Below are 25,020 nucleotides of genomic sequence, written 5' to 3' on the forward strand. Positions count from 1 at the left end.
CCTCACTCGGAAATGCCAGCTGTTATAAGGCGAGCAAGCGCTCTGCGGTTTGAAGCTCTATTCTGGGCGGTGCTTCCGGGAACGCTTTCAGCGCTGCCTCTATCATCCGCTTCGAAGTCGACCGTTCGTCATCCTGCAACCATTCAGCGTTGCTATTGGCGGCTCTCAGTTGCCAGAGCGGTGACTTCTGAGTGATCGCGCCAGCGATCGCTTGGGAATATAGGTCGCGTGCCATTGCGGGATCGCTGTGACGAACGATATCGCCCTTTATCCTGAGGAGTTCCGGACGGCACCAGCCCGCATTCCCGGCGAGCGCCCAATCCACCAGATCCGCTCCGCAGCGCTCTCCTGCAAGCGTTATCACCGTCTCGAGCCGGGACCCGTTGGTGTCTCCAACGAATGCGGTTTCGAACTGCCTTGTCGTGGCGTTTGATTCCGGGAACAGCAGCTCGAAGGCATCTGCCCAAAGCTGCGACCTGAACATCGAGTGTTTCGTCGACAGTTCTCGAAGAAGTGCGAGATGGTGTCGCGCAACCTGAAATTCACCCAGACCGAAATACACAGGAAACGCAGAAACATATATCGCAAGGCATATTGATATCGCATCGTCCAGGTTCAGAGCCTCGGCGATGGCTTCGTCCGCGAGAGAAATCGCGCGCTGCGAGAATCCCTGGATCCAGGAAGTTTTGGCCATCAACATCAGTGCGACCGTTTTTTGATCGAATCCGGCACCGCTCGTTAGCGTGCGGCCGATCGGCCCGCGGGTGGCTTCGACGGCCAGAGTGCAAAGCTGGTGGGTCTTCTCATGCTGCCCGAGGAAGTGGGTGTTCATGGCAAGAATTCTGCTGCTGGCGCCATGCGCAAGCTTGCCGAACTTGGACTCCAGCTGAAGCGCGATCTCAGCAGCCTCCGCATATCTTCCCTGGGTTGTTATGATTGCGCATCTCCCACTGTGAGCCCTGACGATCTCGACGTGGTCGCCGATCGTCTCCGCGATCTCAGCCGCCTTTTCGAATTCTCGCAGCGCTTGTTGGTCCGCACGCAACCCTCTCACATGGAAGAGCACGAGGCCCAGCGTCGAACGAAGCTGAGTCTCGATCAGAGGGTCAACGTTGGCGGTCGTTTCCATCAGTGCCATAGCCCGCTCGACGACCTTCAGTTGCTCGTTCATCAAGCCCAGTTGTGTCCAGAGGATATGAGATGCGGCCGTGATCTCGAAGCACAATTTCCGCTGACCTGTGTCGAAACACCAGTCAAGCGCGGCGCGGATATCGTTGATGAGGTCGCCGTGCGCTTGAAGCCACTCGAACTTATCGAGATTTCGCCACCCAGCTTTCGCGTGTTCCAGTTCCGCGCCGACCCAACGAGCATGTGACAGGCCGCACGCTTCCGCGAATTCGCCGGCGTTAAGCTGCCTACGAGCGAAGGCACGGGTCATTTCCAATAGACGAAGGCGCCCGTCGCCGCGGGATGTCGATACCAGCGACTTCGACCGCAGGGCGGAAAGCGCGTCCGAGAACGTTTCTCTATCGAGAAAATCCCTGGCTATCGACCAAGCCGCATCGCCTGTAAACGGTCCTGCGAACACCGAAAGGCAGTTGAGTAGAAGTCGCTCCTCAGTTGTGAGTAGGTTGTAGCTCCACTCGATTGTCGCCCTCAGAGTCTGCTGTCGGGGAGGGGCCGTCCTGCGACCGCGCCAGAGGGTGTTGATCGGATCACTGAGGGAAGAGGCTGTGTTTTGAAGGCCAAGCCCTGCCACACGTGATGCCGCTAGTTCAATCGCCAGCGGGATTCCGTCTAGTCTGCGGACAATATCGGCGGCAATCGAAATGTCTTTCATTTCGGTAAGCCCATTCTGGCCCGTGGCGAAAATCAAACGTTCGTTGAAGAGTTCCAGTGCGGAAAAGTCGTGACAGGCGGAGGGCAGATCGTCTTTCTTCGGAACCTCCAGGCTAGGCAGGAGCCGGACCTTCTCCGAAGCGATCCTCAAGGGTTCGCGGCTTGTAGCGATTACAGAGGTGGAGGGTGTTAGTTGAAGAAGCCTGTCGATGACGCCGGCGCAGCTGTCGATCAGGTGTTCGCAATTGTCAAACACCAGGACGGTACGCGAATTCCCCAACGCTTGAACGATGCCAGGCATGGGGTCCGACGAAAAGACGCTTAGGCCAAGCGACGACGCCAGGTGCGAGACTATCAATTCCCCGTTGGAGAGGGCTGCGAGGTCGAGAAAGACGACACTGTTGTTCTCAGTGGCGAGGGAGCGGGCAATTTCGATTGCTGCCGAAGTCTTTCCGATGCCTCCCGGCCCCGTGATCGTCATCAGCCGCATCGAGCGCATCAATTCCACACTGTGTGCGAGGAACTCATCCCGTCCGATCAAACGCACGACCGTTGCCGGCAGGCCGTAGCGTGTCGTAGGCGCTGTGCTGGCAGAGGAATCATCGGTGATCGTGGAAACTGGCTTGGCAAACTTGTATCCAAGTCCCGGTATGCTTTCGATACAAAGCGTTTGCTCACCATCGTAGATGGCCTTGCGAAGTGCCACCATATGGACGCGCAACGAAGCCTCGTCGACATACGTGCTCGGCCATACGGTCCTGATGATCTCTTCTTTCGTGACGACTGTTCCGGCCTTCTCGAGCAGGCACGTCAGTACATCGAAAGCTCTCGCGCCGATGCGTATGGCTGCCTCGCCCTTGCTCAACCGGCGCTGGCCTGGATCCAGTTCGAATTCGCCAAACCGATAGATAGTCACATTCACCTCGGGATGGAACGTCAGGGCAGGTACCAACGTTCGCAAGATATTAATTAGTAAAATACTTCAGCAAGACGACTGGAGTGGAACCAGTTCCGACGGCACCCAAAATAAGGCTGCATCATTCGTCTACGCAACTATCCATGTGTATGGTTCAACGCATTTTGACTTGTGGTTTCACCACCTTGGGCGTCGGACCATGCGTCGGCTTTGTCGAAGGTTTCAAATATGACTGTTCAGGTTTTGAGGTGCAAGGCAAATTCTTGGCCACATGTGTTGAGCAACTGAATCTGGTCCGGGCTGCGCACTTCACCTCCCGGCTGTTGCTTATCCCATATGACGTAAATTGAGATCCCTCAATTTCGCAAACCTGATTTCCACTCCAATCCACACTTGGCTTGGGACGCTACGGACATAGCCACAACCGGCGGTGACCATATGTCGTGATTTTGCGGAGGCCCAATCATCCAATTTTCAAACGCTCGAGCCAGTTAATTGTCTGACATTCGATAATGGAGGTCGAGATGACTGCCCCACGTGAACTCGGCACGCCGGTCCAGCAACAGGTTTATAGTCTCATTGAGGCTATCGGCTATCTGTCGACAGCCACGACGCCGGAAGAGGTTTTGACCAAGATGCGCTCCGCGGCAAATAAATTGATGTCTGCGGAGGGTATCGTCATAATACGAAGAAGCGGAGATGACTATCATTGCGTTGCGGAAGACGCATCTGTACCGCATTGGGTCGGCAATAAAATCGATATCTCTGAACACGGATACGTGACCCTGCACGGGGGCATAAGAGGAAAGTCGATTTCGGGGGAGGCGCTCCGAATATCGGGTACAGAAATGCGTTACAAGCTGACAATGCGTCTGGCTCCATCGGAAACGGGTTTCGCAATAGCGGCATATTGGCATCCGCGTCGCACGCCGACCGAGTTCGAGTTGAAGGTTGCATCTGCCCTCGATATGGCTGGGCGCGCAGCTCTCCGGCGGCTGAAATCAGGAGCAGAAATTACCGAGCTTAAAGAACTTATTGAATCCATCAGGTTGTCGCATCGAGAGCTCGCGCACCGACTCAAGAATGCATACGCCAGCGTGATCGGAGTTGCTAGGCTGACATTGGATGCCGACGCCGCTGATGATCTGGGAGCGCGCCTGAAAGCACTATCTGCGGTACATGACCTTCTCGATCGGGAAACCGGGCACCCCCCGGATCTCGTTGGTCTTCTAACCCGGGTGCTGTCTCCGTACCAGCGCTCGCAAGGGGATCCGATTGCTCTGGAGGGCGAGCAGGTCTTACTTTGCAGCTCTGATGCAACGGTGCTCGGGATTGTGATGAACGAGCTGGCCACAAACGCGCTCAAGCACGGAGCGCTGTCGATTCGAACGGGTCATGTCCAGGTGGGTTGGCTGAAAACGGACAATTGGTTGTCTGTCCGTTGGCGCGAGTACGGGACGTCTTGTTCGAGCTCGCCAGTCGCGGGTGACGGATCTGTCCTCCTTCGTCGCTTGATTGAGGATCGACTCGGCGGGCGCATCGAACGGGAGTTCAATGACAATGGCATTGCGATCCGGGTTGAATTCCCAGTGATAGGGTAGGGCCGAGAAGGCCCACCTTCGCCGTTATTGGCTTCACAGTGCCGAGGCGCTCTGAAAAACCGCTGGTTCCGGTGCTTGCCTCTGAACTTGATCAACACTCCAACCCACGAGGGTCGAAAATCCGGGTATATCCCGAGTGGTCAGATCGCGAAGGAGAACACCTTGGAGCGCTCTGTCACCCTCAACGTTATATCACATCAGTTTCCAGAGATTCTTTACGAATTCCTGAAGCGCTTTATTCGTTGTTCTGGTTCAACGAGGTGAGCGGGCCGCGTTCCTCTAAAGTCTGAAGGTCCCGGAGAACAAGGGCATATTCGGTCTTGATTGAAACGGTTAGACGGTCCCGCCTGCCGCGATGACCGCCTCAGTCGTGTCAACATCGTGCAGGGCGGCCGCTCCGATTTCAACTTCGACAATCGGAATGCCTGAATGTCGAATGATATTTCGCGCCCCCACGTCGCCCTCGAGGGACATCAGGTCGCCAAACAACGACTTTGGAATGATCACCGGGTTCCCGCGAACGCCTCCGTGTGCCGCGACGACAATCGATCGTCCGTCGTCAGCGGCAAATGCGTCAATAACCGAATTCAGATTCACTGTTGAAATCGTAGGCATGTCGGCCAGCATGACCAACACGCCATCCGCGGAGCGAGCTTCCGGCATCGTCAATCCAGCCATCAACGAACTGGAAATCCCAAGTGGGAAATCGCGGTTAGTGGCTATGTTGATTGGAAGGCCGGCAAGAACCGAAATGATGTCTGCGGCCTGAAAGCCAACGACTACGACAACGGAATTGGCATTGCTTTTGCTTGCGCGCAAGGCAGTCCGTCTCACGAGTGGAACGCCCTCGAACTCTGCGAGGAGTTTATTGTCCTCGTCGCTTCCATAGCGACTGGCCTTTCCTGCTGCCAGCAAGATGATAGTGACTTTTGGGTGCTGCTCGAGAATGTCCGTCAACTCCTTCTAAGCGAGGATTTTCGTCCGCGCATAACGCCGAGGCTGGCGACTTGATTGAACGTTCCAGTCGCGTGTCGACTAAAGATGGTGATCAACAGTACATATTTCTGCAGAAGGAGAGTTCTAACGTAGCTGAAGTTCCCGAAGTACCATATCCACGATTGACTGCGGGGTGGGTAGCCAGAGGTCGAATCGTGTCCCGTATCGGTCTTTTCCCTCGCCGGGACCTGCCTTTGGCGTCACCACCGGGCAGCCGCTCAGCGCCTACAATATGTGCCTCGATCAGCGTGAATGGACTTCAGCGCCGCGGCACATGGGCCGCCTCGGTCGGCCATCGGCGACAAGGCGAGGTCATTCCTTTTCGGGCAAAAGGGCCTTGCGCACAAGTTTTTGCCGTTGTTGGTGTCTTTATCGTTTGTTGAACGCGGAGGGCGTCAACGACGCAGGGAAATCCTGGTAGGAAACGGGCCGCAGGAACCGATAGATCGCCATCGTGCCGACCGAGGTGGACCTACCGTCGGACGTCGCCGGATAAGGGCCCCCGTGGACCATGGCCGGCGACACCTCCACACCCGTTGCGAAACCGTTCACTAGCAGGCGTCCCGCTAGCAGTTCAAGGGCCGGAATGAGCGGTTTTGCGATCTCAAAGTCATCTTGGTCAATGTGAAGGGCAACCGTCAATTGACCTTCCAGCGCGGTGAGAACGCGCTGAAGTTCGTCATGATTCGCGCAACGGACCACAAGGCTAGCCGCACCGAAGATTTCCTCCTGAAGCTGGGCATCTTCAATCAATGCCGATCCTGTGGTCGCGAAAAGCACCGCTTGGCCCTCGATCATGGTTCCAGGTTTTCCTCGACCTACTACCTGAACGCTCGACTTGGACTCCAGCGTTGCAGTTCCACGTCGGAAAGCATCACAGATCCCGGCGGTCAGCATCGTTTGGGCTGCCGCTTCCGCGATGTGGGTCGCTGCCTTGCTCAGAAACTCATCGAGACCCATTCCCTCGACTAGAAGAACTAGGCCTGGATTTGTGCAGAATTGGCCAGCGCCAAGCGTTAGTGAGCTGATGAACCCCTTCGCAATCTCATTTCCTCGGTTCGCAAGAGCAGCCGGGAAAATAATCACCGGGTTTATGCTGCTCATCTCCGCGTAAACAGGGATCGGCTGCTTTCGGCGCGATGCAATATCGAGCAAAGCCAGACCTCCGCGGCGGGAACCCGTAAATCCGACCGCACGGACGCGACTGTCTGCGACCAACGCCTGGCCTACCTCGAACCCGGCGTCGAACAGCAAGCTGAATACGCCCGGGGCTAGCATGGAATCGGCGACGGCTTTCTGAACGGCCCTTCCGACCAGCTCGGAAGTGCCCGGGTGGGCCGAATGAGCCTTGACGATTACCGGGCATCCCGCAGCAAGGGCAGAAGCCGTGTCACCACCTGCGACGGAAAAAGCCAGCGGGAAATTCGAGGACCCAAACACGGCTACAGGACCCAACGGGATGTTGCGAAGCTTGAGATCAGGCTTCGCGTTGGGCTTCCGCTCGGGGTCAGCAGGATCGACCCGAAGTTCCTGAAAACGACCGTCCCGCACCTCCTTTGCAAAAAGCTTCAATTGCCCGACGGTGCGCGCACGTTCGCCTTCAATCCGGCCTTTAGGAAGCCCCGTCTCCGCGCTAGCCCTTTCCACCAGTTCGTCTCCGAGATCGAGGATGTTCTCGGCGATGCGTTCAAGAAATAGAGCGCGTTCCTCCAGCGTTGTTTCGCGATAGGTCCCAAATGCTTCCCAAGATAACGCCAACGCCTTCTCTACCTGATCTGGTGTCGCTCCATGAAAGGCCCGGCCCAGCCGGTTGCCAATCGTCTGCTCGATGGCAAAGAACGCCGTTCCTTTGCCCGAGAAGCTCTCGCCGCCGATTAGAAGTTCGCCCTTGATAGCCATTTGTCATTCTCCGATTTCGATTATGCCGACATCGTCTGCGCGACCGTCGCTTCAGTTAATTGTCTACTATCAGCGTTGATGTGAACGTGATTGGCGGATCCGCTCCGCTCGTACGCAAGACGATCGGTTTTTGGAGACGATATTTGCAAGATCTCCGCGCTCAACGCTCGCATAGTCCGTGCGTACTCAGATCGGCCCGACGGAACGCATATTGTGGTTCGGGACCGCGGCAAACGCAAGGAACCTCACATGGACCAACAGCTACACTTACGCCGTATGGCAAGCCTCAGGACGCCGACAGGCTTGTCCGAGGATGCCGTTAAGGACATCTCTGCCGCTGCTACGACGCTGCTCGCCGATGTGTTTGCGCTCTATCTCAAGACCAAAAACTTTCACTGGCATATGAGCGGCGCGAGTTTCCGCGACCACCATCTCATGCTTGACGAGCACGGCGAGCAGTTGCTGGCGATGACTGACCCGCTTGCAGAAAGGGTTCGCAAGCTCGGTGGACCCACCCTCAGGTCTATCGGTGATATCGCAACGCGCCAGCGTATTGCCGACAACAACGCCGATTTTGTTCATCCTCATGAAATGCTGGCCGAACTCCGTGAAGACAATGCCGGCCTTGTTGCAAGCTTGCGCAACCTCCATGGCGTCTGCGATGAGCACGCTGACATAGCAACGGCAAGCCTTCTGGAGAACTGGATTGATGAAGGCGAGCAACGAGTCTGGTTTCTCTTTGAGATCCTGCGTGACACCAACCGCTGAGTGAACGCCAACTTTCCGTACGGCTACAACCTTGCCAACATCGCAAGCCCGGTTGGCGCGGGTTTGGGCTTTCAAGCCGGCTGTACCACTAATGCACATCAAAACGCCAGCGGGCCGAGTCTCGGTGGCAACCTTAGGAGATTCCAATGACCAGCGTAATTCCAACCGCGTATAAGGATCCGGAAAACCCTGCGCTTCCCAAGGTAGAGTTCGATATCGATCTGTCGACCACGGCTCTTGTGATCACTGATCCTCAGATCGACTTTCTCAGCCCCAAGGGGGCAGCTTGGGGTGCATTTGGTGAGAGCATCACCGAGCACAATACCGTGGAGAATATCGGCCGCCTCTTCGAAAACTCGAAGCGAGCCGGCATCAGTGTCGTCATCTCACCGCATTATTACTACCCGGTCGATCATCGCTGGGACTTCGCCGCGACAGGTGAGACCCTCATGCACAAACTGCGTATGTTCGACCGTCGTGATCCGCTCTCACTTGAAGGTTTCGACGGATCAGGCGCTGATTGGATGCCTGAATATAAGCAATACATCGAGGACGGAAAGACCATCGTCTGCTCGCCCCACAAGATTGCCGGGCCACAAACGAATGACGTGATCTTCCAACTGCGAAAGAAGCGCATCGACAAGGTTATCCTTGCGGGTATGGCAGCCAATTTCTGCGTCGAGTCACACCTTCGCGACTTCGTGGAACACGGGTTCGAAGTTGCCGTGGTACGCGATGCCACTGCGGGCAGCAAACTACCCGAGGGAGACGCCTACATGGCGGCCCTCGTAAACTTCCGGTGGTTCGCGAACGCGCTATGGACGACCGACGAGGCTTCAAATCACCTTGAATTAGCTGCACGCAAAGCTTAAGGGCTTCCCCGCCCTTCGGGGCGGGATTGCCTGTCTGACATCAGGCAGCGAGGGCGAACGCTTCTAGACGAGATTGCGCTGCGAGCGCAGCACCGGCGGCCTGCCCGGAGCGGGCCGTTCGGGTCCGGAGAATACCGGTGGTGGCGGGAGTATGGGCTCGCCGCGGGATCGTCGCTGAGCCATTGCTTGGCAGCGATCGCCAAGGTCATCGCCGTATGTCGGGTTCAACAAGGCGGCGGATCACGGAAAGCCCCTCGGTATATACGCGAGGGGCTTTGTCACCTGTAAAGATTGGCTAGCTGCTGAGCGTCGCCAACCGCGGACGTGCAGGAGACCTTATCATCCCGAGGGACAGCCCCATTACGAGCCAAGTCACGAGGTTTGCCGCAAGGGTCCCGATCACGAACTCATGGTGCAGAGTTGCGGGCACCAATGTCTCCATTTCTGGGGCAGCTGGAGCGCCAATTAGGAATGGCATTGCCACAAGAACCGCCGCAGCAATGAGGGCCAGAGGACTACGATAGTTGACGGCGGACACGATCGCGCCGGCAGTGCAGGCCGTGCAAGTAATCCACCAAACCTGACGTTGAAGGAGGTCCGGGGCGGGCATCCCGGGAAGCTCCGGCGGAAGGCCAAGTGCGGGAACGAGGCTGAAGATAAGGTACCCGGCAGCGCCCCAGGCAAGACCGGATTTCCAAGAGGCCAAGCTCCCTTTTAGTTCGGCGAGCACAGTCATCATAAGCGCGAAGCCGACATGCGCCAGCATCATGCCGACGACGGTCAACGTGTTTCTCGCGAATACGGACATCTCAGGGTGCTCGTGCCCCCCCTGTTCGCCAGCATGGGCGTGTTCAGCCGCATGCTCGGATATCTCTGCTTGGAGGATCATCGGCACAGTAATCGAGATATTGAGCGCCGAGGCGAAAATGCCGCCGATGGATCCCGCGATTATCGCCGCGAAGAAGAGCTTTTGAAGATAGGCCATTGCATCAACCTCAATGGCACGGAAAACTTAGGGTGTGACGGACATCATGGGCGGCATTGTGGACTGCTGGGATTCCGGCGAAGCCCACACCGCCAACTAGCAGTACGCCCAGAAAGCCGAGCATGAGTAGTGCGAGCGCTTTTGCTGGCGCTCGTACGTGGGCGATTTTTTGTTCAGTAATTGTCGTCATAACGGTTCCTCTGTCTCTTAGGATACTTCGTTGCTGGTGGCCGCAATTGCAGCGGATTTGAGTGCCTCGGACATCTTCTGAATTGGCCCGTCGATCGAGAGGCCATGTCGTCGCGCGATATAGGCAGGCTCGTTGTACGACAGCCACTGTTTACCTTGATGGGTCCACGCAAGTGCCTTGAGCGGCAGATCGATACCTGAATGCGGCGCGTCGATGAGCAGAAGAGTGCCGACTTTCGGATTGCCGAAGATGAGTAGCACTGCGTCCTCCATAACCAACCCGGCATCCCTTGCGTCCGCTGCGAAGTCGATGAGAGCAAATACTTTCATTCCGGCCCTTTCCACCGCGGAACGAAACCGCTCGATCACAATGCTCGGCGGTAGCCGGGTCTCCAGGGCCGTCATACCCTCAGGTCTGATCATTGGGCTGACCTCGAAATTGGACGACGTTGGCGAGGTATGTCCCGCGTATTCTCGAACGCGACTTTGGTGATACCAAGCGCCACAAGCAAACCGACAACCTGAGCCACGGCAAACGTAGCCGCGGACGCCACGCTCAACGCGACCGGGCCAGCGGCGAACGCTGCGGCAAGAGTGACCGCGGGATTGGCAAAAGACGTTGAAGGCGTGGCTAAAATGGCTGCAACAAGCCAGGCACCAACGGCGAACGGACCCGTATCTGGCTTGCCACTGCGTCCGCAACCGATGACGATCGTAAGCAGGCCCGTTGAAGCTACAATCTCGCTAATGACTAGGCCAAGTGAGGGCGTGTGGCCCATGATCGGACTGGAGGATGCTCCGAACATCGTTGTGGCAATGATCGCGCCAAGGGCCCCGCCCAACATCTGGGCGATTACATACGCGATCGTGCATGTAGTCGGACGTTCACCTCGGAGCCACTGCCCGACAGTGATCAAGGGGTTGTAGTGGCCCCCGGAAACTTTTCCGAGAGCGATGATCAATCCCACTAGCGAACCGGCGATCGAGATCGCGATAACGAGCGATGTGGCGATCGGTTCCCCCGCGAGCTTGTGCTCGACGGTGAGGCCGGAGCCCACCATCGCAACCGCCAGCAAGCAAGTCCCGACTGCCTCGACAAACGAACGCCTGAGTACCGGTATCGTCCCATCTGCCTCGAAGAAGCAAGCCGCTTCGCGCGTCACTGTGAGGTCAGCCATTAGCTTGGCCTTGTGACTTCGAGCGCGCCTCGACTTCAGCCATTTTGGTGGCGATATCACTCGGGGTCAGAATACCTTTCTGGAACAGGATGTTCGCGAAGGCGATGATCCAGCGCTCATAATAGGAGAGCTTCCCGATCATCTCCGAGCCGAGCGCTTCGACGCCGCGGCGCTTCTCCTCGGTATTGATGATCTTGTGAAAATCAAGGACGTCCGCGAGTGCGTGGCAGCGCTTTTCCCACGGCAGAAGTTCGTGTTCGACACGTTCAATTTTTCCGCCAATTTCCCCGCCGATATCATTGGGGAGTTTCTTTACGAGGCCTTCGCTGGACATCATGCAACCCTCTTTTGATATTCGACAGGGATGACGCCGATCATCGCGTCGCGCGTCACCAGTGCAGCAAGTTCCTCTTCAGATAGTCCTTCAGTACCCGCCGGCCGCATCGGCAGCACGAGGTAACGAACCATGGCCGTGGAATCGCTGACGACGATCTCGACATCATCGGGAATGTGCGTCCCGAACTCCTCGAGAACAGCACGAGGTTCGTAAACGGCTCGGGCCCGATACGGCTTGAGCTTGTACCAGTCCGGCGGCAAGCCCAGTACGGGTCGCGGGTAGCACGAGCACAGCGTGCAGACGATGAGGTTGTGGACTTCAGGCGTGTTTTCCAGAACGATCAACTGCGTGTCGTCGTAGAACGTGATGCCCAGTTCCTCGCAACCCTTTCGCCCGTCATCGAGTAGACGTTTGCGGAATTCGTCGTCGACCCAGGCTCGCGCAACGACCTTCGCACCGAGTGCCGGCGTGCGGGAATCCAAGACTTCGATCTGTCGCCGGATTTCGTCTGCGCCGAACAATTTGCGTTCGACGAGAAGCTCGCGAACCGCTGTTTCCATCATGTCGTAATAACTGGGAGGCTCCGTGACGGAGATGTCTTCATGCGGATGCGCGTGGTCGTGATGATGATCGTGCTCATCGTGATCGTGATTGTCGTCGTGCAAGGTCAAATCCTTTCGAGCCAGGTTTCAAAGACTTCGATCCTCAGGCCGTCTGTTGCTTGGCCCTTGTACTCAGCCCAGATTTCGGTCATCGGGATCGCAATACGGTAGTAATGACCTTTCGACCCGGCATTCCGGCCATAGCCTTCCTCCTCGTTGTCGACACCCATCGTCGGGATGACTCGTTCAACGATACCGGCCTTGCCGCGGAGGTAAGTGGGAAGTCGGTAGTGGCCGACTGGAAAGCGCACTGCCGTTTTCACACGTTCGCCAACTTGGAAGTCAGGAACTTCTCCAAGGGCGGGCGTGACAGTTTGCGCTATCGACTGTGCAGTCATTTCAACGCTCCTTCATTTGGAGCCCCAAACTGAAGTCGTCGCTCTGAATGATATTGTAAAATTCAGCAGTCGCGGTTCCGGCGGTAACGCAAGTGGACGACATCTCGCGCCCCGATGTCGCAGCTACATCGTACAAGATTATTCCTGCTGTTCCTGTTTTACGGGGTCAGAACAAGAGCAGTCCGGAATCGTACGCTAAGGACGAACGGAATGAGAACTTATGCGACCCGCTGCAGCCTAGCTGGCAGACGGAGCAATCGAAATCCGTTCGGCATCTGATGTTCGGCATCCCAGGTGTAGATGCCGGTAAGATTGATATGCTCCCAACTGAGCGGCGAGATGTGTTTCAACAGAGTATCAGGAATATCTCGACCCGCTCGCTTCAGCTGTGTGATTGCACGGTCAAGATAGACTGTATTCCAGTGGACGATCGCGCTGACGACGAGGTTGAGACCAGAGGCGCGGAACGCCTGGCTTTCGAACGACCGGTCGCGGATCTCGCCTCGCTCGTGGAAGAAGACAGCGCGTTTCAGCTTATGGGCAGCCTCACCCTTGTTGAGGCCGGCCTGACAGCGTCGCCGCAATGCCGGACTTGAGTACCATTCGATCATGAAGAGCGACCTTTCGATACGGCCTAGTTCGCGGAGCGCCCTCGCGAGATGGCTTTGCTTCGGAGATGCGGACAGTTTCTTGAGGATCGTAGACGGTACCACGGACCGCGTCGTGATCGACGCCGCGAGATGGAGCAGATCGTCCCAATGGTCGAGAATCAGGGCGGTGTTGATCGGCGCCCCGATATGGTTCGACAGGGTTGGATATGCATCGCCCTTCTCAAACGTGTGGAACTTCCGGTCTTTGAGATTGCGCAGTCGCGGTGAGAACCGCTTTCCGATCAAGGCAAACAGCCCGAAGACATGATCACTGGCACCGCCCGTGTCGGTAAAGTGTTCCTGAATGTCGAGGACCGTGTCCTGATCGAAGAGCCCATCGAGCACATAGGCCGCCTCGCTCTCGGTCGGACTGATGGGCAAAATGCTGAAGTAGCCGTATTGATCTGACAGATGGCTATAGAATTTCGATCCGGGCTCGCTACCGTAATGCAAATTGATGTCGCCGCGCTTTGCAGCCCGGTCGCTCGTACGGAAGAATTGGCCATCGGACGACGACGCTGTGCCATTGCCCCAAAGGCGCGAATGCGGATGCTGGGTGTGGGCATCGGTGATGCACGCTTGCGCCGCGCGGTAGGTCTCCGATCGGGCATGGAATGTGCGCATCCACCCAATCTGGTGAGCGCTGATCCCCTTGGATGCGCCCGCCATTCGCTTTGGGCCGAGGTTCGTCGCATCGGCCAGTACACCAGCGAGCATGGCAGAGACATTTTTCGGGATGTCGCCGGTGCGAACATGCGTGAAGTGATCCGCAAAGCCGGTCCATTCATGCACTTCCCTTAACAAGTCGGGAACCTCGACCAGCGGATACATATCGCTGATCTCGGCATTCAGTTCCTCTGCTGCCACGGGGACTTCGCTGGCAGTTGGTGTGACGATCAACGTTCCGGCCTCAAGACGAACTCCTTCGAGCTTTCCGGATCGTGCGCTGTGCGCAAGACGCTGCAGGTTGAACTCGAGCATCTGGCACGCTTCAGCAAGCCACTGCGCGCCGTCGCCTTGGACCCCCAAACCGAGACGATCTTCTTCCTTCATCGTGATGAATGTCGACCGCGGCATCAGATGCTCGTCAATCGGCCGGAAAGATCGGCTGCCGTCGACCCAAATGTCCGCAGATCTAAGCCGGTCTCGCAAAGCCGCTAGCGTGGCGATCTCGTAGAGACGGCGATCAGGTTTCCCTTGTTCGAAGATAAGCCGTCGATCAGTTTGGCTGAGATGGGTGAGCGGCACGCGATCAGGGAGTGTCCGCCGCTTCTCGGCATAAAGCCGTTTCAGCAGCGCAATTGCCGCCAGAAGCGGGTCGTGGCGATACGCCGAGCGAAACGTGAAGGCCTGAAGAAATGCACCAATGTATTTGTGGACGGTCGCGTATTGTTCGGCTGCCACGGTCAACGGCGGTGCCTCGTTGTCGTCGACCATCGACTCAAGCTCAGGCTTCATCCGAAGCAGCCGGTCCCAACCGACTTTCTGGTCGAGAACATCCAATGCGTTCCGACCATAGTCGTTGGCGGACTGCAGTGCGGTGATCGTATCTAGAAACATGCGCAGCGCTTTGGCGGTATTCGCTCTGCAGTCCATCTGTCGCTGCTTCTTTCGATTGTTGGCTTGCGAGAACAATTTACCCATCAGCTTGATGAACATCGTCACCGCATCGTCCGTGAGCTTCTGGCAAAGCTTGATGACTTGGGCCACGATCAGAGCGTGGCGACGGCTGGCGTTGAAGTCGTTGGCAAGCCAGGCCGGCGTTGCGTTGCCCTCCCGGATCATCTGGTCCCACCGTCCGGATGACACGCGCGCCTGCAGTTCCGGATCGATCTCCAGCCGCCGCAGAAAGGCTATCCGCTCGGTCAGCCCGACGAGGTTCGACGCGGCCGGCGCTTCTGGTGCCGAACGCAGCCAATGAAAGCGGGTCTGGCCGATCGACGGGTCAACCTCTAACAGCCTATCCAGTGATTGAAGCCTATCGAGTGGGATGTCTTCAATCAGGGTTCTTTCTGCTCGCCGCCGGGCTATGGCACGGCCGGCAAGGCCGATGCGTTCGATCGTGTCGATCGCCGGCAGAAGAGCGCCGCGTTCGCGAAACGCGGCGACAGTCGAACTAACTATCGCAGCACCGTCGTCGGACATGGTCGCCGCTTGAATTGCCGCCAATAGCGCGGCGCGGCGATCTTGCAGCGTCGCGCTTCTCGTATCCAGATACACCATTAGCCGCGCCATATGATCCCGACGGGTTTCTTCGCGGCGTGCATAGAGGGCAAATTCGTCTGGAGCGGCGCCGATCTGATCAGCAACATACTTCAGCATGGCGCGAGGCGGAGTTTCTTCTGCCCCCAGCACTCGACCCGGGTATCGCATCAGACATAGCTGAATGGCAAAGCCAAGCCGATTGTGATTACGTCTCCGCAGTTCAATCTCCAGGCGATCCGCCAATGACAACGAATAGTGTCGGATTAGGTTATCCTCGTCGACTGGTATGTCGACAAGCTTCCGTCGATCTTGATCTTTAAGAAGCTTGCGCTTTGCCATCGCCCGACTCCATTGATGAGCAATCTGCTCGAAGCGTTGTCGAGTCGGGCCGGACAGAGAAATCAAAATTGGCGCATGTCGATGGCAATCCACAGAGATCGGATGTTGCACATCCGATCTACGGTATCGTTCCGGTTTCGTTCGACCTTAGCGTACGATTTCGGACTGCTCTTGTTCCGACCCCTCTCTTGGCTCACCGTCATAGCCGTCGCGGTCATTCTGGTGTCATGGTTCATCCTGCGTTTCACGGCTCTTGGCGTCCGGATCTACGCAGTTGGCGGCAATGAGGTCGCCGCGCGTCTGTCGGGCATCAAGGTCTGGGTTATCCTTCTTTTCGCATATATCGCATCGGGGCTGCTCGCGGGATTGGGCGGCGTTATGTCTTCCACAAGATTGCTGGCGGCCAATGGCTTACAACTTGGCCAAGGCTACGAACTTGACGCCATTGCAGCGGTGATCCTTGGCGGAACAAGTTTCGTTGGAGGGGTCGGCACGATCTGGGGAACACTGATTGGCGCACTCATCATCGCCGTACTCTCAAACGGACTCATACTGACCGGTGTGTCTGACGTCTGGCAGTTTATCATCAAGGGTTTCGTCATTATCGGGGCTGTTGCCCTCGATCGCTATCGCCTGAAAGGTTCCGCTCGGACTTGATTCAGGTCGGTGCCAGTAAAACGCTTCGGCCGTTTCCTGGACTTTCAAAAGCCGACAAAAAAAGGGAACATAACATGAAACGCCTTCTTCTTACCGCAGTATCAGTTCTAACAATCGGCAGCTCAATCGCCTCTGCTAGCGAATTAAAGTCAATCGGGATTTCGCTGGCATCTCTGGGGAATCCATTTTTTGTCGCTTTGGCAAATGGCGCTGAAGCGGAAGCGAAGAAAATCAATCCTAATGTTAAAGTCACCACCGTCGGCTTCGAGCAGGACCTGAACAAACAAGTCGACCAGATAGAAAGCTTCATCGCAGCCGGGGTTCAAATGATCTTGCTCAATCCGGGCGACCCAAATGCACTTGCGCCTTCGATCAAGAAGGCCAAGAACGCCGGTATCGTGGTCGTATCAGTCGACACCGCCGCAAAAGGCGCGGACCTGACCGTAACGACTGACAACGTCAAGGCTGGGGAGGTTGCCTGTAAATTTATCGTCGAGAAGCTTAAAGGCAAGGGTGATGTGATTATTCAAAACGGGCCGCAGAATTCGGCGATTATCGATCGGGTTAAGGGGTGCAAAGAGGTATTTTCCGCCAATCCGGGCATCAAGGTTTTGTCCGACGATCAGGACGGAAAGAGTTCGCGCGATGGTGGCTTGTCGGTGATGCAGTCCCAGCTTACGCGCTTCCCGAAGATCGATGCCGTCTTCGCGGTTGCCGATCCTCAATCGATCGGTAGTGCCCTGGCAATGAAACAGCTCAATCGTCAGGGTATCATAATCGCATCTGTCGATGGCGCCCCCGATCTGGAAGCGGAACTCAAAGATCCTTCTAACCCTGCGATCCAAGCAACGGCAAGTCAGGACCCTTACATCATGGCGAGCACGGCCGTTGAACTCGGTTACAAGGTGCTGAATGGCGAACAGCCGGAAAAGCCGATCGTGCTGCTTGAACCCAAGCTCGTCACGCGAGACAATGTCGCCCAATACAGAGGTTGGGAGGCCAAGCGCAATTAGCCAACTTCTGCGAACATTGAGGGATCTGCGGACCCACCGCTAATTCACCGCCCTGCTTCGGTTTTAAAGCCTTCCGGGTTTGCTTGAAGAACCACTTCCATGCCGTCGGCTTTGGCCATAGCCAAAGCCGACACTCTGCAAAAAATAATTCTAGCGCAGCTTTTTCACGAGCGCATCGATTCAGAGATTGTCTGTCAGGTTTTAGCCCGTTCGGCTACTTAACTCTCCCAAAAATGGGTTTGCAATAGGACGCTCCTGGGTGTCCTCCGCGTACGTGGGTGCGGACAAATCAGGGGGCAACGCCAGTTGAAATCCCGGTCGATTGCCAAATCAATTAACGCCATTGGACGTTGCGCACCATCATCATTCGTGAGCTTGTGGCGGAGTGTGGGGAAACAATGAGGAAGCAGTACTGACCGGCAATTTCATGGCAGTATCATGCATGTACCTTCTTTTCTTGATGCGTTCATATTGCCAATTAGTGGCGGCATCAGATTTTTCGAAGGATTATAAAGATGAATAAAACAGTTTCCACTGTGAAGTCACGGAACATTCTCGTGCTGGGAGCCGGGGAACTCGGCATGCCAGTCTTGCGGAACTTGGCGCATCGCGCCAAGGACATCGACGCAACGAAGATAAGCGTGCTGCTGCGCGCTAGCGCTGTAGAGTCTGACTCGCCAGCCAAGCAGCGTGACGTCACCGAAATTCGCGACTTGGGGATTGAGATCGTCGTGGGCGATCTGGTGAAGAGCTCAATAGACGAGTTGGCATCCCTGTTTTCGCAATATGACACAGTAATCGGCTGCACGGGCTATGCGGCAGGGATCAACACGCCGATGAAGTTAGCAAAGGCGGCGTTGCAGTCAGGGATTCCGCGCTATTTCCCATGGCAGTTCGGTGTCGATTTCGAAGCGATCGGTCGAGGCGGCCCGCAGGATATCTTCGATGCGCAACTCGACGTTCGTGAACTTCTGCGATCTCAGGACAAGACCGAATGGGTTATCATCTCCACCGGCATGTTCATGAGCTATCTGTTCGAGCCGGAGTTTGGCGTCGTTGATCTGGAAAAGAGCGCGGTCAGAGCCCTTGGCAGTTTCGATACGGCTGTTACGGTGACAACGCCTGAGGACATCGGTGTGCTCACTGCTGAAATTGTCTTCTACGAGCCGACCATTAGCAACGAGATCGTTTTCCTAGCAGGCGATACCGTCACCTATGGCGAGCTTGCCGACAAGCTGGAAGCGGGTTTGAACCGGTCCTTCAGCCGATCCGAGTGGACCGTGCCAGTCTTGATGGAAGAGTTGGCAAAGGACCCTCAGAACATGATGCGCAAGTACCGCGCAGCGTTTGGCATTGGGCGCGGCATGGCATGGGACAAATCCGGCACTTTCAATGTACGCGAAGGCATCAAGGTCACGGATGTGTCCGATTGGATTGACGCCAATTTAGCCAGCAAGTAACGCGGATCAGATGCATTGGTGGCAGCCGAGCAGTCCGTAGAGGTCTTTCCAAGACGCTTCGGCTGCCACCTTGCTGAAGGGCGCTACCAGCTAAAGCCTTTCTCCGACAAAATATGAGGAGCAAACGATGAACAACATTGCACGAACGGTGCTGATGCGCGATGGCGCATCCATCCCTCAGATGGGGTTGGGTGTGATGTACGTACCCGAAGGGACGTTGCCCGAGTTGATGCGCGAGGCGGTCAATGTAGGATATCGGCACTTCGACACGGCGACAGTCTACGGCAACGAGGCGGAGGTCGGTGAAGGCCTGCGGTCCCTCGACATCGACAGAAACGATGTCTTCGTGACAACAAAATTGCCGGACGGTATGCACGGCTACGACCAGGCACTCAGGGCCTTCGACGCCAGTGCGCGGGCAATTGGAAAAATCGATCTCTACCTCATCCATTGGCCGCAACCCGCCAAGGAATTGTATGGTGATAGCTGGCGAGCCCTCGTGCGATTGCAAGAAGAGGGTCGGGTTCGATCAATCGGCGTGGCAAATTTCACGCCAGACCTGATTGAGAGGATTGCGGGCGAAACCGGCGTTTACCCGGTCATAAACCAGGTAGAGTTGCACCCGCGCTTCCAACAACGCAACGTACGAGAATACAACGGGACCAAGGGTATTCTAACACAAGCTTGGAGCCCGTTAGAACACGGTCTCGTGCTGACAAATGAAGAAATTATCGACATTGCAAAAAGTGTGAAGCGTTCGCCGGCTCAAGTCGTGCTGCGCTGGCATCTGCAAAGCGGCTTGGTTGTGATCCCCAAGGCTGCAAACACCAGGCACCTGGCAGACAACTTTGCAGCCTGGGATTTCGAGCTGTCACACGCAGATATGACCCGCATCTCCTCACTGGATCAAAACCAAAGTTCGTTCGGCCTTGATCCGATGACCTACGAAAGCGAGCGCGGACGTATTGAGTCCTGACCGCTCATAACCTTAAGGATTAAACATGACCTATCGTATCGCAACGATCATTGGCAGCCTACGCCAAGATTCAACCAATCGCCGTGTTGCTGAGGCACTTATCCGCCTTGCTCCAGAAGATCTTGAGTTTTTCGAGGTGCCAATCGGAAAGCTGCCGCTCTATAATCAGGATCACGATAGCAATCAGGCAGAAGAAGTCCGGCAGATGAAATCGTCGGTTGAGGCTGCTGACGCAGTCCTCTTCGTCACGCCGGAATATAACCGCTCGATACCAGGCGTGCTGAAGAACGCTCTGGATCATGGTTCCCGCCCTTATGGCGGCACGTCCTGGTCGGGCCGTCCGGCCGGTATTGTCGGTGTCTCACCGGGTGCCATCGGAACTTCGAATGCGCAGCAACACCTGCGCAATATCCTCGCTTTCCTGAACATGCCGACGTTCGGCCAGCCCGAAGCATATATTCAATGGACGGACGATCTGCTGGACGCGGATGGAAACTTCAAGGTCGAAAGCCGTGGCTTCTTTCAAGGCTGGATGGACGGATTTGCCGCCTTCGTAAGAAAGAACGTAGCTAACCAATATTGAGCACACTGGAGCGGGGGGACTTGTGATTCCCCCTCCATCATCGTCAGGCTGGCGCGCTACATGCTGTGAAAACTGCACGCCATTTTGTGACGTCGCAGTGAGCGTGACGTCTTCCGGCATTAGAGCAGAATATTGGTTTGGCTTTATGCAGAGTGTCGTGGAGATTGGCACAATCTGCGCGTTCCGTTCTCAACGAGTGTTGAACGGTCTGTAGAGGGTAATGAGCCCGCGATCAACTCGCGGTTTTACAGCACTTCATACCGCTGCATGTCATTTTTCGCGAAATCAATGAGCGCACGTACTTTTCGAGGCAGCGCCCTTCCCTCGAGGTACACCGCACTGACGGGAATAATCTCACCGTTGTAATCAGGGATCAACTGTACGAGTCGTCCGTTTGCCAAACCTTCTGCGAGTGCAAATCTCGGGCTGTAGGTAATGCCATGTCCTGCTGCCGCCAGTGAGCAAGCGGCAGATGCCGAATTGACCAGAAATCGGCCTTTGACGCTAACGCTGTAATCCTGGTTATTCCGCGAATAACCCCATAAATACGGGCTTCTTCGGTTTGTGTCGACGATACAAGCGTGATTGGCGATATCGCCTGGGGATTGGGGTTCCCCGTTGCGGGCGACATACGCCGGCGAAGCGGCGGCCATCACCCGGATATTGCCGAGCTTGAGCGTTTTGATAGACAACGACTGGGTCGCGCCGATGCGGAATGCAACGTCAATTCCGTCCTTGGCAAGGTCGGTGTAGGTGTCACTCAACCGTATATCCAGAGTCAAGGCAGGATGTTTCGCCACGAAGCGGCCGAGCATCTCCGTGACATATTTCTCCCCGAACGTGATCGGCGCTGAGATCCGGATTACCCCGGAATGTCCACGCGAATCTTCTGATACATCCGCCAGCACGTCATCGAGTTCGCCCAGTAGGGCTGGCGCGCGCGCCAGCAGATTTTCGCCGGCCGGACTTAAGCCCACCCGGCGAGTCGTGCGTTGCAGAAGACGCACGCCAAGATGCGCTTCCAGTTCCGCGACGTATTTTGAAGTCAACCGGTTCGATATCCCCATCCGGTTCGCGGCCTCGGTGAAAGAACCGGTCTGTGCGGTAGCCACGAAGGCTCGAAGTCCATCAATGATATCCACGCAATTACCCCTATTCGGAACAAAATGGAGAAAGTAATTCCATATAATCGCCATATCGTTGGAGGCCCGCAAGGGCTAAGTTCGGTCATCAGGTTTGGGTTAGCGCAACAATCCTACCGAATGCAGCTAAAATAGAGAGAAAAAATGATTGAAAACACAGGTGCATCCTATGCAGCGCTCCTGCTACGGATTTTTTCCGGCGCCTATCTGATAGGCCATTTCCTGATTAAGGTTTTTGTCTTCACCGTTCCGGGGACAGTGGCCTTTTTCGAGAGCGTGGGTTTTCCCGGCTTCTTCGCCTATCTCGCGATGTTTGCGGAATTGGCTGGCGGGATCGCGCTTGTCCTTGGCGTTGGAACGAGAGCAGCGGCGCTCGCGACGCTACCTGTTCTTCTGGGCGCAATTCCGGTTCATGCTGGCAACGGTTGGGCGTTTAACAATCCGGGCGGAGGTTGGGAATATCCGGCCTTGTGGTCCGTGCTGCAGGTCGCGCTTATTCTCTTGGGTGGTGGTGCCTTGCGGCTGAAAGTTCCGGTCGTGGAACGGTTGCTCGGGAGATTTGCCTGACGGCGCGGCGAAAGCCGCGCTTTTCCCCGACGGCAATGAGCTGAAAATCGGGATCGCTCAAATGTCTCGAGGATCCGGTGCAACGATATCGTGCGTGCAAGCGGAAGCTGGCATTGTAGGATGTGAGGACGAAGATGAGTGTTGGACAAAAACTGGAAGGCCTAAAGGATAGGCTGAAGGCTTCCGACCGCATGCCGCTGGTCTTTCTGGGTCACGGCAATCCGATGAACGTGATCGAGGATACCGGTTACAGCAGAAGTTGGGCGGAACTCGGCCGGGCGTTGCCGCGACCGCAAGCGATCCTCGTCGTGTCCGCGCACTGGATGACGCGCGGCACGACACTTGTCGATGTCTCGGCCATGCCGCGCACAATTCACGACTTCCATGGCTTCCCGCAGGCCTTGTTCGAGCAGAATTACCCCGTCCACGGCGATCCTGGTCTGGCGCGCGAAGTGGCTAGTATTCTCGCGAGCCACCATTCGCAGGAAGACGACAGATGGGGCCTTGACCATGGTGCCTGGATGGTCCTGAAATTTCTGTATCCGGAAGCTGACGTGCCGGTGTTTCAGCTCTCCATCGACGTGATGAGCGATTTTGGAGAACATCTTGCAATCGGCAACGCGCTTTCCGCCTTGCGCGATAGGGGTGTGCTGATACTCGGATCCGGAAACGTGGTTCACAATCTGCGCGCCCTGCGTATGGGTGGAAAACCGCATGACTGGGCACTCGAATTCGACGCCGTGTTTGCAAACGCGCTCGAAAATCGAGACTTTTCGGCTCTTGCAGATCGCAAGCGGTTTGGCGCTCTTTTCGGAGTCGCACATCCGACGTCTGAGCATTACATCCCTTCGTTGACGGTCGCCGGTGCGTCTGATCCGCGCGACGCGCTCACGTTCATGACTGAGAGCATCGATATGGGTGCCGTTTCGATGCGGTCATTCATATTCCACACAAGATAAAGGTAGACGAGCATGCTGGTGAACGGTACCTGGACGGAGGACTGGCAGCCCGTCCAACACAAGGATGAACAGGGGCGCTTCATCCGTCAGGTCTCGGACTTTCGGAACTGGATTACGGCGGATGGATTACCGGGTCCAACCGGCGGCGGAGGGTTTGAGGCGGAGGCAGGACGCTACCGCCTTTATGTCGCGCTTATTTGCCCGTGGGCCTCGCGAACGTTGATGGCCCGCAAGCTTAAGGGGCTTGAGAATGTCATTGACGTGACCGTCCTCAATCCTGAACTGACGACACAGGGATGGGCGTTCGGCGGCTACACAGACACTGATGAGGACCCCGTTTTCGGGTCGCATTATCTTCATCAGATCTATACTCGGGCGAACCCGACCTATACCGGCCGGGCGACCGTTCCAGTCCTCTGGGACACGAAGCGAAACGTTATGGTGAACAACGAAAGCAGCGATATCCTCCGTATGCTGGACACTGCTTTTGAGACTATTGTACCGTCAACGCTGCGGCTTTACCCCGCCGACCTTACGGATCAGCTCGACAACCTTAATGCGCCGATCTACGAGAAATTGAACAACGGCGTCTACAGGGCAGGCTTTGCAACATCGCAGGATGCCTATGATGAAGCCGTGGGAGGCGTGTTCGAGGTCCTAGACATGCTGGAAGGACGTCTCGAGGGAAGTTATCTGTTCGGCGACGCGTTGACGGAAACAGACATCCGCGTGTTTGTCACGCTTATCCGCTTCGATGCGGCTTATCACGGCCTGTTCAAAGTTAATCGCAGACAGATCGCTGACTATCCGCGACTGTCCGCTTACATGGAACGGATATTGAAGCTTCCAGGTGTTTCCGAAACCGTCAATCTGGATCATATCATCCGCGGTTACTACTCCATTAAAGCTCTCAATCCGAGAGGTATCCGCCCGGTGGGACCGGATCACGTCCGGCGATTGCTTGCGTCAGTCGACGGGAGGTAACTGACCTTTTTTCGCAGGATCGAAAATATTCTGCCTGATGTTCGACAGTTCTAATTGATACTTCTACGTCGCGCAGGTTGCGTCTTTTCTGCGAAGTTTCAGAGCGTTCACCCTCTGGTGGAGGTCAAGGCACTGCCAATGAGTACTACCGTTCGGGGGCAGTCACAGGCGCAGAGCGTGGAGGAATCGTCGTCTTTATGCCAAAGCGGCGAAACCGGCTCTCGTCTCCGTATGCCTCTGTGCCGCTAGAATCGCTGCCAGGACGGTTTTTCAGGCGGCTGGGAGTCGTATTCGTCGCGAGATTTTCGAAACTCATCTGAATTTTCCACCACCCATGTCCAAAGCGGGATCATACGGATCAGTAGCCCCATTCCCAGCTCCGTGAGCTCATATTCAACGCGGGGTGGCATCTCCACCAAATCATAGCGTGTGACGAGACCGTCTCTTTCCAGTTGTCGTAGGGTACGTGTCAGCATTCTTTGGGTGACACCATGCATCCTTCGCCCGATATCAGCGTGACGTAGTCTGCCATATACACCCAGTGTATGGATGACGCCTAGCGACCAGCGGTTTCCTGCGTGGGTCAAAACCTCGCGTCTCACACCGTCTTCATCTTCTCTGAGACCATCGCACACCGCTTGAGAATAGCTTAGAATTTCGTCTCTCGTCATCTTCCCGTACCTTGGTATCAAATGTGTGCCTTCTTACGAGCCCTTCAAAAATATGCCAGAACCAACTGCGTAATAATGACGACATTTTAGGGGAAATCCGCGATTGCTGCGAGAAGAAAAACGTCTATTACGACTTTGTCATATGTAAATGCGTTAGGATTAAGCAATTGGTCTTTTGGAGTAATCATCAAAAAATCCGGTCTCAAGACCCGATACGGCTGCATTGCTTGACCG

Annotated in this window: 23 protein-coding genes and 1 pseudogene; 11 read left to right on the forward strand and 13 right to left on the reverse strand. The window is 56.0% G+C overall.

All coding sequences use genetic code 11. From position 1 onward, the window contains the following. Positions 1-22: 22 nt before the first annotated feature. Entirely contained in the window at positions 23-2,755 is a 2,733-nt protein-coding gene (locus tag HQN82_RS23590) for an ATP-binding protein (RefSeq protein WP_173616105.1), read from the reverse strand. Between the two features lie 524 nt (positions 2,756-3,279). On the opposite strand from HQN82_RS23590, the gene HQN82_RS23595 reads away from it, so the two are divergent. Next, positions 3,280-4,356, forward strand: coding sequence for a sensor histidine kinase (locus HQN82_RS23595; RefSeq protein ID WP_160297381.1), 1,077 nt, complete (start codon positions 3,280-3,282; stop codon positions 4,354-4,356). A gap of 333 nt (positions 4,357-4,689) precedes the next feature. Here HQN82_RS23595 and HQN82_RS23600 read toward each other — a convergent pair whose 3' ends face one another. Then, the gene (locus HQN82_RS23600; protein WP_064263923.1) at positions 4,690-5,313 is read right to left on the reverse strand and encodes a nucleotidyltransferase family protein; all 624 of its coding nucleotides are present in this window, start codon (positions 5,311-5,313) and stop codon (positions 4,690-4,692) included. 408 nt (positions 5,314-5,721) lie between these two features. After that, a complete protein-coding gene (locus tag HQN82_RS23605; protein ID WP_064263922.1) occupies positions 5,722-7,251 on the reverse strand; it encodes an aldehyde dehydrogenase (NADP(+)) in 1,530 nt (509 codons plus the stop codon). Positions 7,252-7,500: 249 nt separating this feature from the next. On the opposite strand from HQN82_RS23605, the gene HQN82_RS23610 reads away from it, so the two are divergent. Then, positions 7,501-8,019 carry a Dps family protein gene (locus tag HQN82_RS23610; RefSeq protein ID WP_111791601.1) on the forward strand — a complete coding sequence of 173 codons (519 nt, stop codon included), beginning with the start codon at positions 7,501-7,503 and terminating at the stop codon, positions 8,017-8,019. A 146-nt stretch (positions 8,020-8,165) separates the two neighbouring features. After that, entirely contained in the window at positions 8,166-8,891 is a 726-nt protein-coding gene (locus tag HQN82_RS23615; protein WP_045534772.1) for a cysteine hydrolase family protein, read from the forward strand. A 295-nt stretch (positions 8,892-9,186) separates the two neighbouring features. On the opposite strand, the gene HQN82_RS23620 is transcribed toward HQN82_RS23615, so the two are convergent. The 8 genes from HQN82_RS23620 to HQN82_RS23655 form a co-directional block, all read right to left on the reverse strand. Beyond that, a complete protein-coding gene (locus tag HQN82_RS23620) occupies positions 9,187-9,876 on the reverse strand; it encodes a CbtA family protein (protein WP_045534773.1) in 690 nt (229 codons plus the stop codon). A gap of 10 nt (positions 9,877-9,886) precedes the next feature. Then, entirely contained in the window at positions 9,887-10,066 is a 180-nt protein-coding gene (locus HQN82_RS23625) for a CbtB domain-containing protein (RefSeq protein ID WP_020808383.1), read from the reverse strand. 17 nt (positions 10,067-10,083) lie between these two features. Beyond that, a complete protein-coding gene (locus HQN82_RS23630) occupies positions 10,084-10,488 on the reverse strand; it encodes a DUF302 domain-containing protein (RefSeq protein ID WP_045534774.1) in 405 nt (134 codons plus the stop codon). Further along, positions 10,485-11,243: an aquaporin gene (locus HQN82_RS23635; RefSeq protein WP_045534776.1), complete on the reverse strand. Its 759-nt coding sequence runs from the start codon at positions 11,241-11,243 to the stop codon at positions 10,485-10,487. Before HQN82_RS23635 ends, HQN82_RS23630 begins: the two co-directional genes overlap by 4 nt. Further along, positions 11,236-11,580: an SH3-like domain-containing protein gene (locus HQN82_RS23640; protein WP_045534778.1), complete on the reverse strand. Its 345-nt coding sequence runs from the start codon at positions 11,578-11,580 to the stop codon at positions 11,236-11,238. The genes HQN82_RS23635 and HQN82_RS23640 overlap by 8 nt, the downstream gene beginning before the upstream one ends. Further along, on the reverse strand, positions 11,577-12,251 hold the full coding sequence (locus HQN82_RS23645) for a nitrile hydratase subunit alpha (RefSeq protein WP_111791604.1): 675 nt from the start codon (positions 12,249-12,251) through the stop codon (positions 11,577-11,579). Before HQN82_RS23645 ends, HQN82_RS23640 begins: the two co-directional genes overlap by 4 nt. Continuing rightward, positions 12,248-12,580: an SH3-like domain-containing protein gene (locus HQN82_RS23650; protein WP_045534782.1), complete on the reverse strand. Its 333-nt coding sequence runs from the start codon at positions 12,578-12,580 to the stop codon at positions 12,248-12,250. The genes HQN82_RS23645 and HQN82_RS23650 overlap by 4 nt, the downstream gene beginning before the upstream one ends. A gap of 218 nt (positions 12,581-12,798) precedes the next feature. Next, the gene (locus tag HQN82_RS23655; protein ID WP_173616106.1) at positions 12,799-15,774 is read right to left on the reverse strand and encodes a Tn3 family transposase; all 2,976 of its coding nucleotides are present in this window, start codon (positions 15,772-15,774) and stop codon (positions 12,799-12,801) included. 99 nt (positions 15,775-15,873) lie between these two features. Between HQN82_RS23655 and HQN82_RS23660 the strand changes: the two are divergent. The 5 genes and pseudogenes from HQN82_RS23660 to HQN82_RS23680 form a co-directional block, all read left to right on the forward strand. After that, positions 15,874-16,431: pseudogene (locus tag HQN82_RS23660) on the forward strand (ABC transporter permease subunit); the annotation flags it as partial. A gap of 74 nt (positions 16,432-16,505) precedes the next feature. After that, positions 16,506-17,444 (forward strand): ABC transporter substrate-binding protein, encoded by a 939-nt coding sequence (locus HQN82_RS23665; RefSeq protein ID WP_173616107.1) that lies wholly within the window; start codon positions 16,506-16,508, stop codon positions 17,442-17,444. Between the two features lie 515 nt (positions 17,445-17,959). After that, positions 17,960-18,904: an aromatic alcohol reductase gene (locus tag HQN82_RS23670; protein WP_173616108.1), complete on the forward strand. Its 945-nt coding sequence runs from the start codon at positions 17,960-17,962 to the stop codon at positions 18,902-18,904. Positions 18,905-19,031: 127 nt separating this feature from the next. Next, positions 19,032-19,880, forward strand: a complete 849-nt coding sequence (locus HQN82_RS23675; RefSeq protein ID WP_173616109.1) for an aldo/keto reductase — start codon at positions 19,032-19,034, stop codon at positions 19,878-19,880. Between the two features lie 25 nt (positions 19,881-19,905). Further along, the gene (locus HQN82_RS23680; protein WP_173616110.1) at positions 19,906-20,463 is read left to right on the forward strand and encodes an NADPH-dependent FMN reductase; all 558 of its coding nucleotides are present in this window, start codon (positions 19,906-19,908) and stop codon (positions 20,461-20,463) included. A gap of 245 nt (positions 20,464-20,708) precedes the next feature. Here HQN82_RS23680 and HQN82_RS23685 read toward each other — a convergent pair whose 3' ends face one another. Further along, a complete protein-coding gene (locus HQN82_RS23685) occupies positions 20,709-21,605 on the reverse strand; it encodes a LysR family transcriptional regulator (protein ID WP_173616111.1) in 897 nt (298 codons plus the stop codon). Between the two features lie 144 nt (positions 21,606-21,749). Here HQN82_RS23685 and HQN82_RS23690 point away from each other — a divergent pair, with 144 nt between their 5' ends. The 3 genes from HQN82_RS23690 to HQN82_RS23700 all read left to right on the forward strand — a co-directional run bounded on the left by HQN82_RS23690 (position 21,750) and on the right by HQN82_RS23700 (position 24,115). After that, complete coding sequence (locus HQN82_RS23690; protein WP_173616112.1) at positions 21,750-22,172, forward strand: DoxX family protein; 423 nt, start codon at positions 21,750-21,752, stop codon at positions 22,170-22,172. Between the two features lie 134 nt (positions 22,173-22,306). Then, positions 22,307-23,131 (forward strand): 4,5-DOPA-extradiol-dioxygenase, encoded by an 825-nt coding sequence (ygiD, locus tag HQN82_RS23695; RefSeq protein ID WP_173616113.1) that lies wholly within the window; start codon positions 22,307-22,309, stop codon positions 23,129-23,131. A 12-nt stretch (positions 23,132-23,143) separates the two neighbouring features. Continuing rightward, a complete protein-coding gene (locus tag HQN82_RS23700; protein ID WP_173616114.1) occupies positions 23,144-24,115 on the forward strand; it encodes a glutathione S-transferase family protein in 972 nt (323 codons plus the stop codon). A 245-nt stretch (positions 24,116-24,360) separates the two neighbouring features. Here HQN82_RS23700 and HQN82_RS23705 read toward each other — a convergent pair whose 3' ends face one another. Then, entirely contained in the window at positions 24,361-24,786 is a 426-nt protein-coding gene (locus tag HQN82_RS23705) for a winged helix-turn-helix transcriptional regulator (RefSeq protein ID WP_173616115.1), read from the reverse strand. Positions 24,787-25,020: the final 234 nt, after the last annotated feature.

This window comes from Agrobacterium pusense (genome assembly GCF_013285525.1).
GTDB classification, from domain to species: Bacteria; Pseudomonadota; Alphaproteobacteria; order Rhizobiales; family Rhizobiaceae; genus Agrobacterium; species Agrobacterium pusense.

Excerpts from the sequence above, each read along its gene's own strand:
- HQN82_RS23595 (WP_160297381.1), top strand. The coding sequence starts at position 3,280 with ATGACTGCCCCACGTGAACTCGGCACGCCGGTCCAGCAACAGGTTTAT.
- HQN82_RS23605 (WP_064263922.1), bottom strand. The coding sequence starts at position 7,251 with ATGGCTATCAAGGGCGAACTTCTAATCGGCGGCGAGAGCTTCTCGGGC.
- HQN82_RS23610 (WP_111791601.1), top strand. The coding sequence starts at position 7,501 with ATGGACCAACAGCTACACTTACGCCGTATGGCAAGCCTCAGGACGCCG.
- HQN82_RS23615 (WP_045534772.1), top strand. The coding sequence starts at position 8,166 with ATGACCAGCGTAATTCCAACCGCGTATAAGGATCCGGAAAACCCTGCG.
- HQN82_RS23620 (WP_045534773.1), bottom strand. The coding sequence starts at position 9,876 with ATGGCCTATCTTCAAAAGCTCTTCTTCGCGGCGATAATCGCGGGATCC.
- HQN82_RS23625 (WP_020808383.1), bottom strand. The coding sequence starts at position 10,066 with ATGACGACAATTACTGAACAAAAAATCGCCCACGTACGAGCGCCAGCA.
- HQN82_RS23630 (WP_045534774.1), bottom strand. The coding sequence starts at position 10,488 with ATGATCAGACCTGAGGGTATGACGGCCCTGGAGACCCGGCTACCGCCG.
- HQN82_RS23635 (WP_045534776.1), bottom strand. The coding sequence starts at position 11,243 with ATGGCTGACCTCACAGTGACGCGCGAAGCGGCTTGCTTCTTCGAGGCA.
- HQN82_RS23640 (WP_045534778.1), bottom strand. The coding sequence starts at position 11,580 with ATGATGTCCAGCGAAGGCCTCGTAAAGAAACTCCCCAATGATATCGGC.
- HQN82_RS23650 (WP_045534782.1), bottom strand. The coding sequence starts at position 12,580 with ATGACTGCACAGTCGATAGCGCAAACTGTCACGCCCGCCCTTGGAGAA.
- HQN82_RS23655 (WP_173616106.1), bottom strand. The coding sequence starts at position 15,774 with ATGGCAAAGCGCAAGCTTCTTAAAGATCAAGATCGACGGAAGCTTGTC.
- HQN82_RS23665 (WP_173616107.1), top strand. The coding sequence starts at position 16,506 with ATGAAACGCCTTCTTCTTACCGCAGTATCAGTTCTAACAATCGGCAGC.
- HQN82_RS23670 (WP_173616108.1), top strand. The coding sequence starts at position 17,960 with ATGAATAAAACAGTTTCCACTGTGAAGTCACGGAACATTCTCGTGCTG.
- HQN82_RS23675 (WP_173616109.1), top strand. The coding sequence starts at position 19,032 with ATGAACAACATTGCACGAACGGTGCTGATGCGCGATGGCGCATCCATC.
- HQN82_RS23680 (WP_173616110.1), top strand. The coding sequence starts at position 19,906 with ATGACCTATCGTATCGCAACGATCATTGGCAGCCTACGCCAAGATTCA.
- HQN82_RS23690 (WP_173616112.1), top strand. The coding sequence starts at position 21,750 with ATGATTGAAAACACAGGTGCATCCTATGCAGCGCTCCTGCTACGGATT.
- ygiD (WP_173616113.1), top strand. The coding sequence starts at position 22,307 with ATGAGTGTTGGACAAAAACTGGAAGGCCTAAAGGATAGGCTGAAGGCT.
- HQN82_RS23700 (WP_173616114.1), top strand. The coding sequence starts at position 23,144 with ATGCTGGTGAACGGTACCTGGACGGAGGACTGGCAGCCCGTCCAACAC.
- HQN82_RS23705 (WP_173616115.1), bottom strand. The coding sequence starts at position 24,786 with ATGACGAGAGACGAAATTCTAAGCTATTCTCAAGCGGTGTGCGATGGT.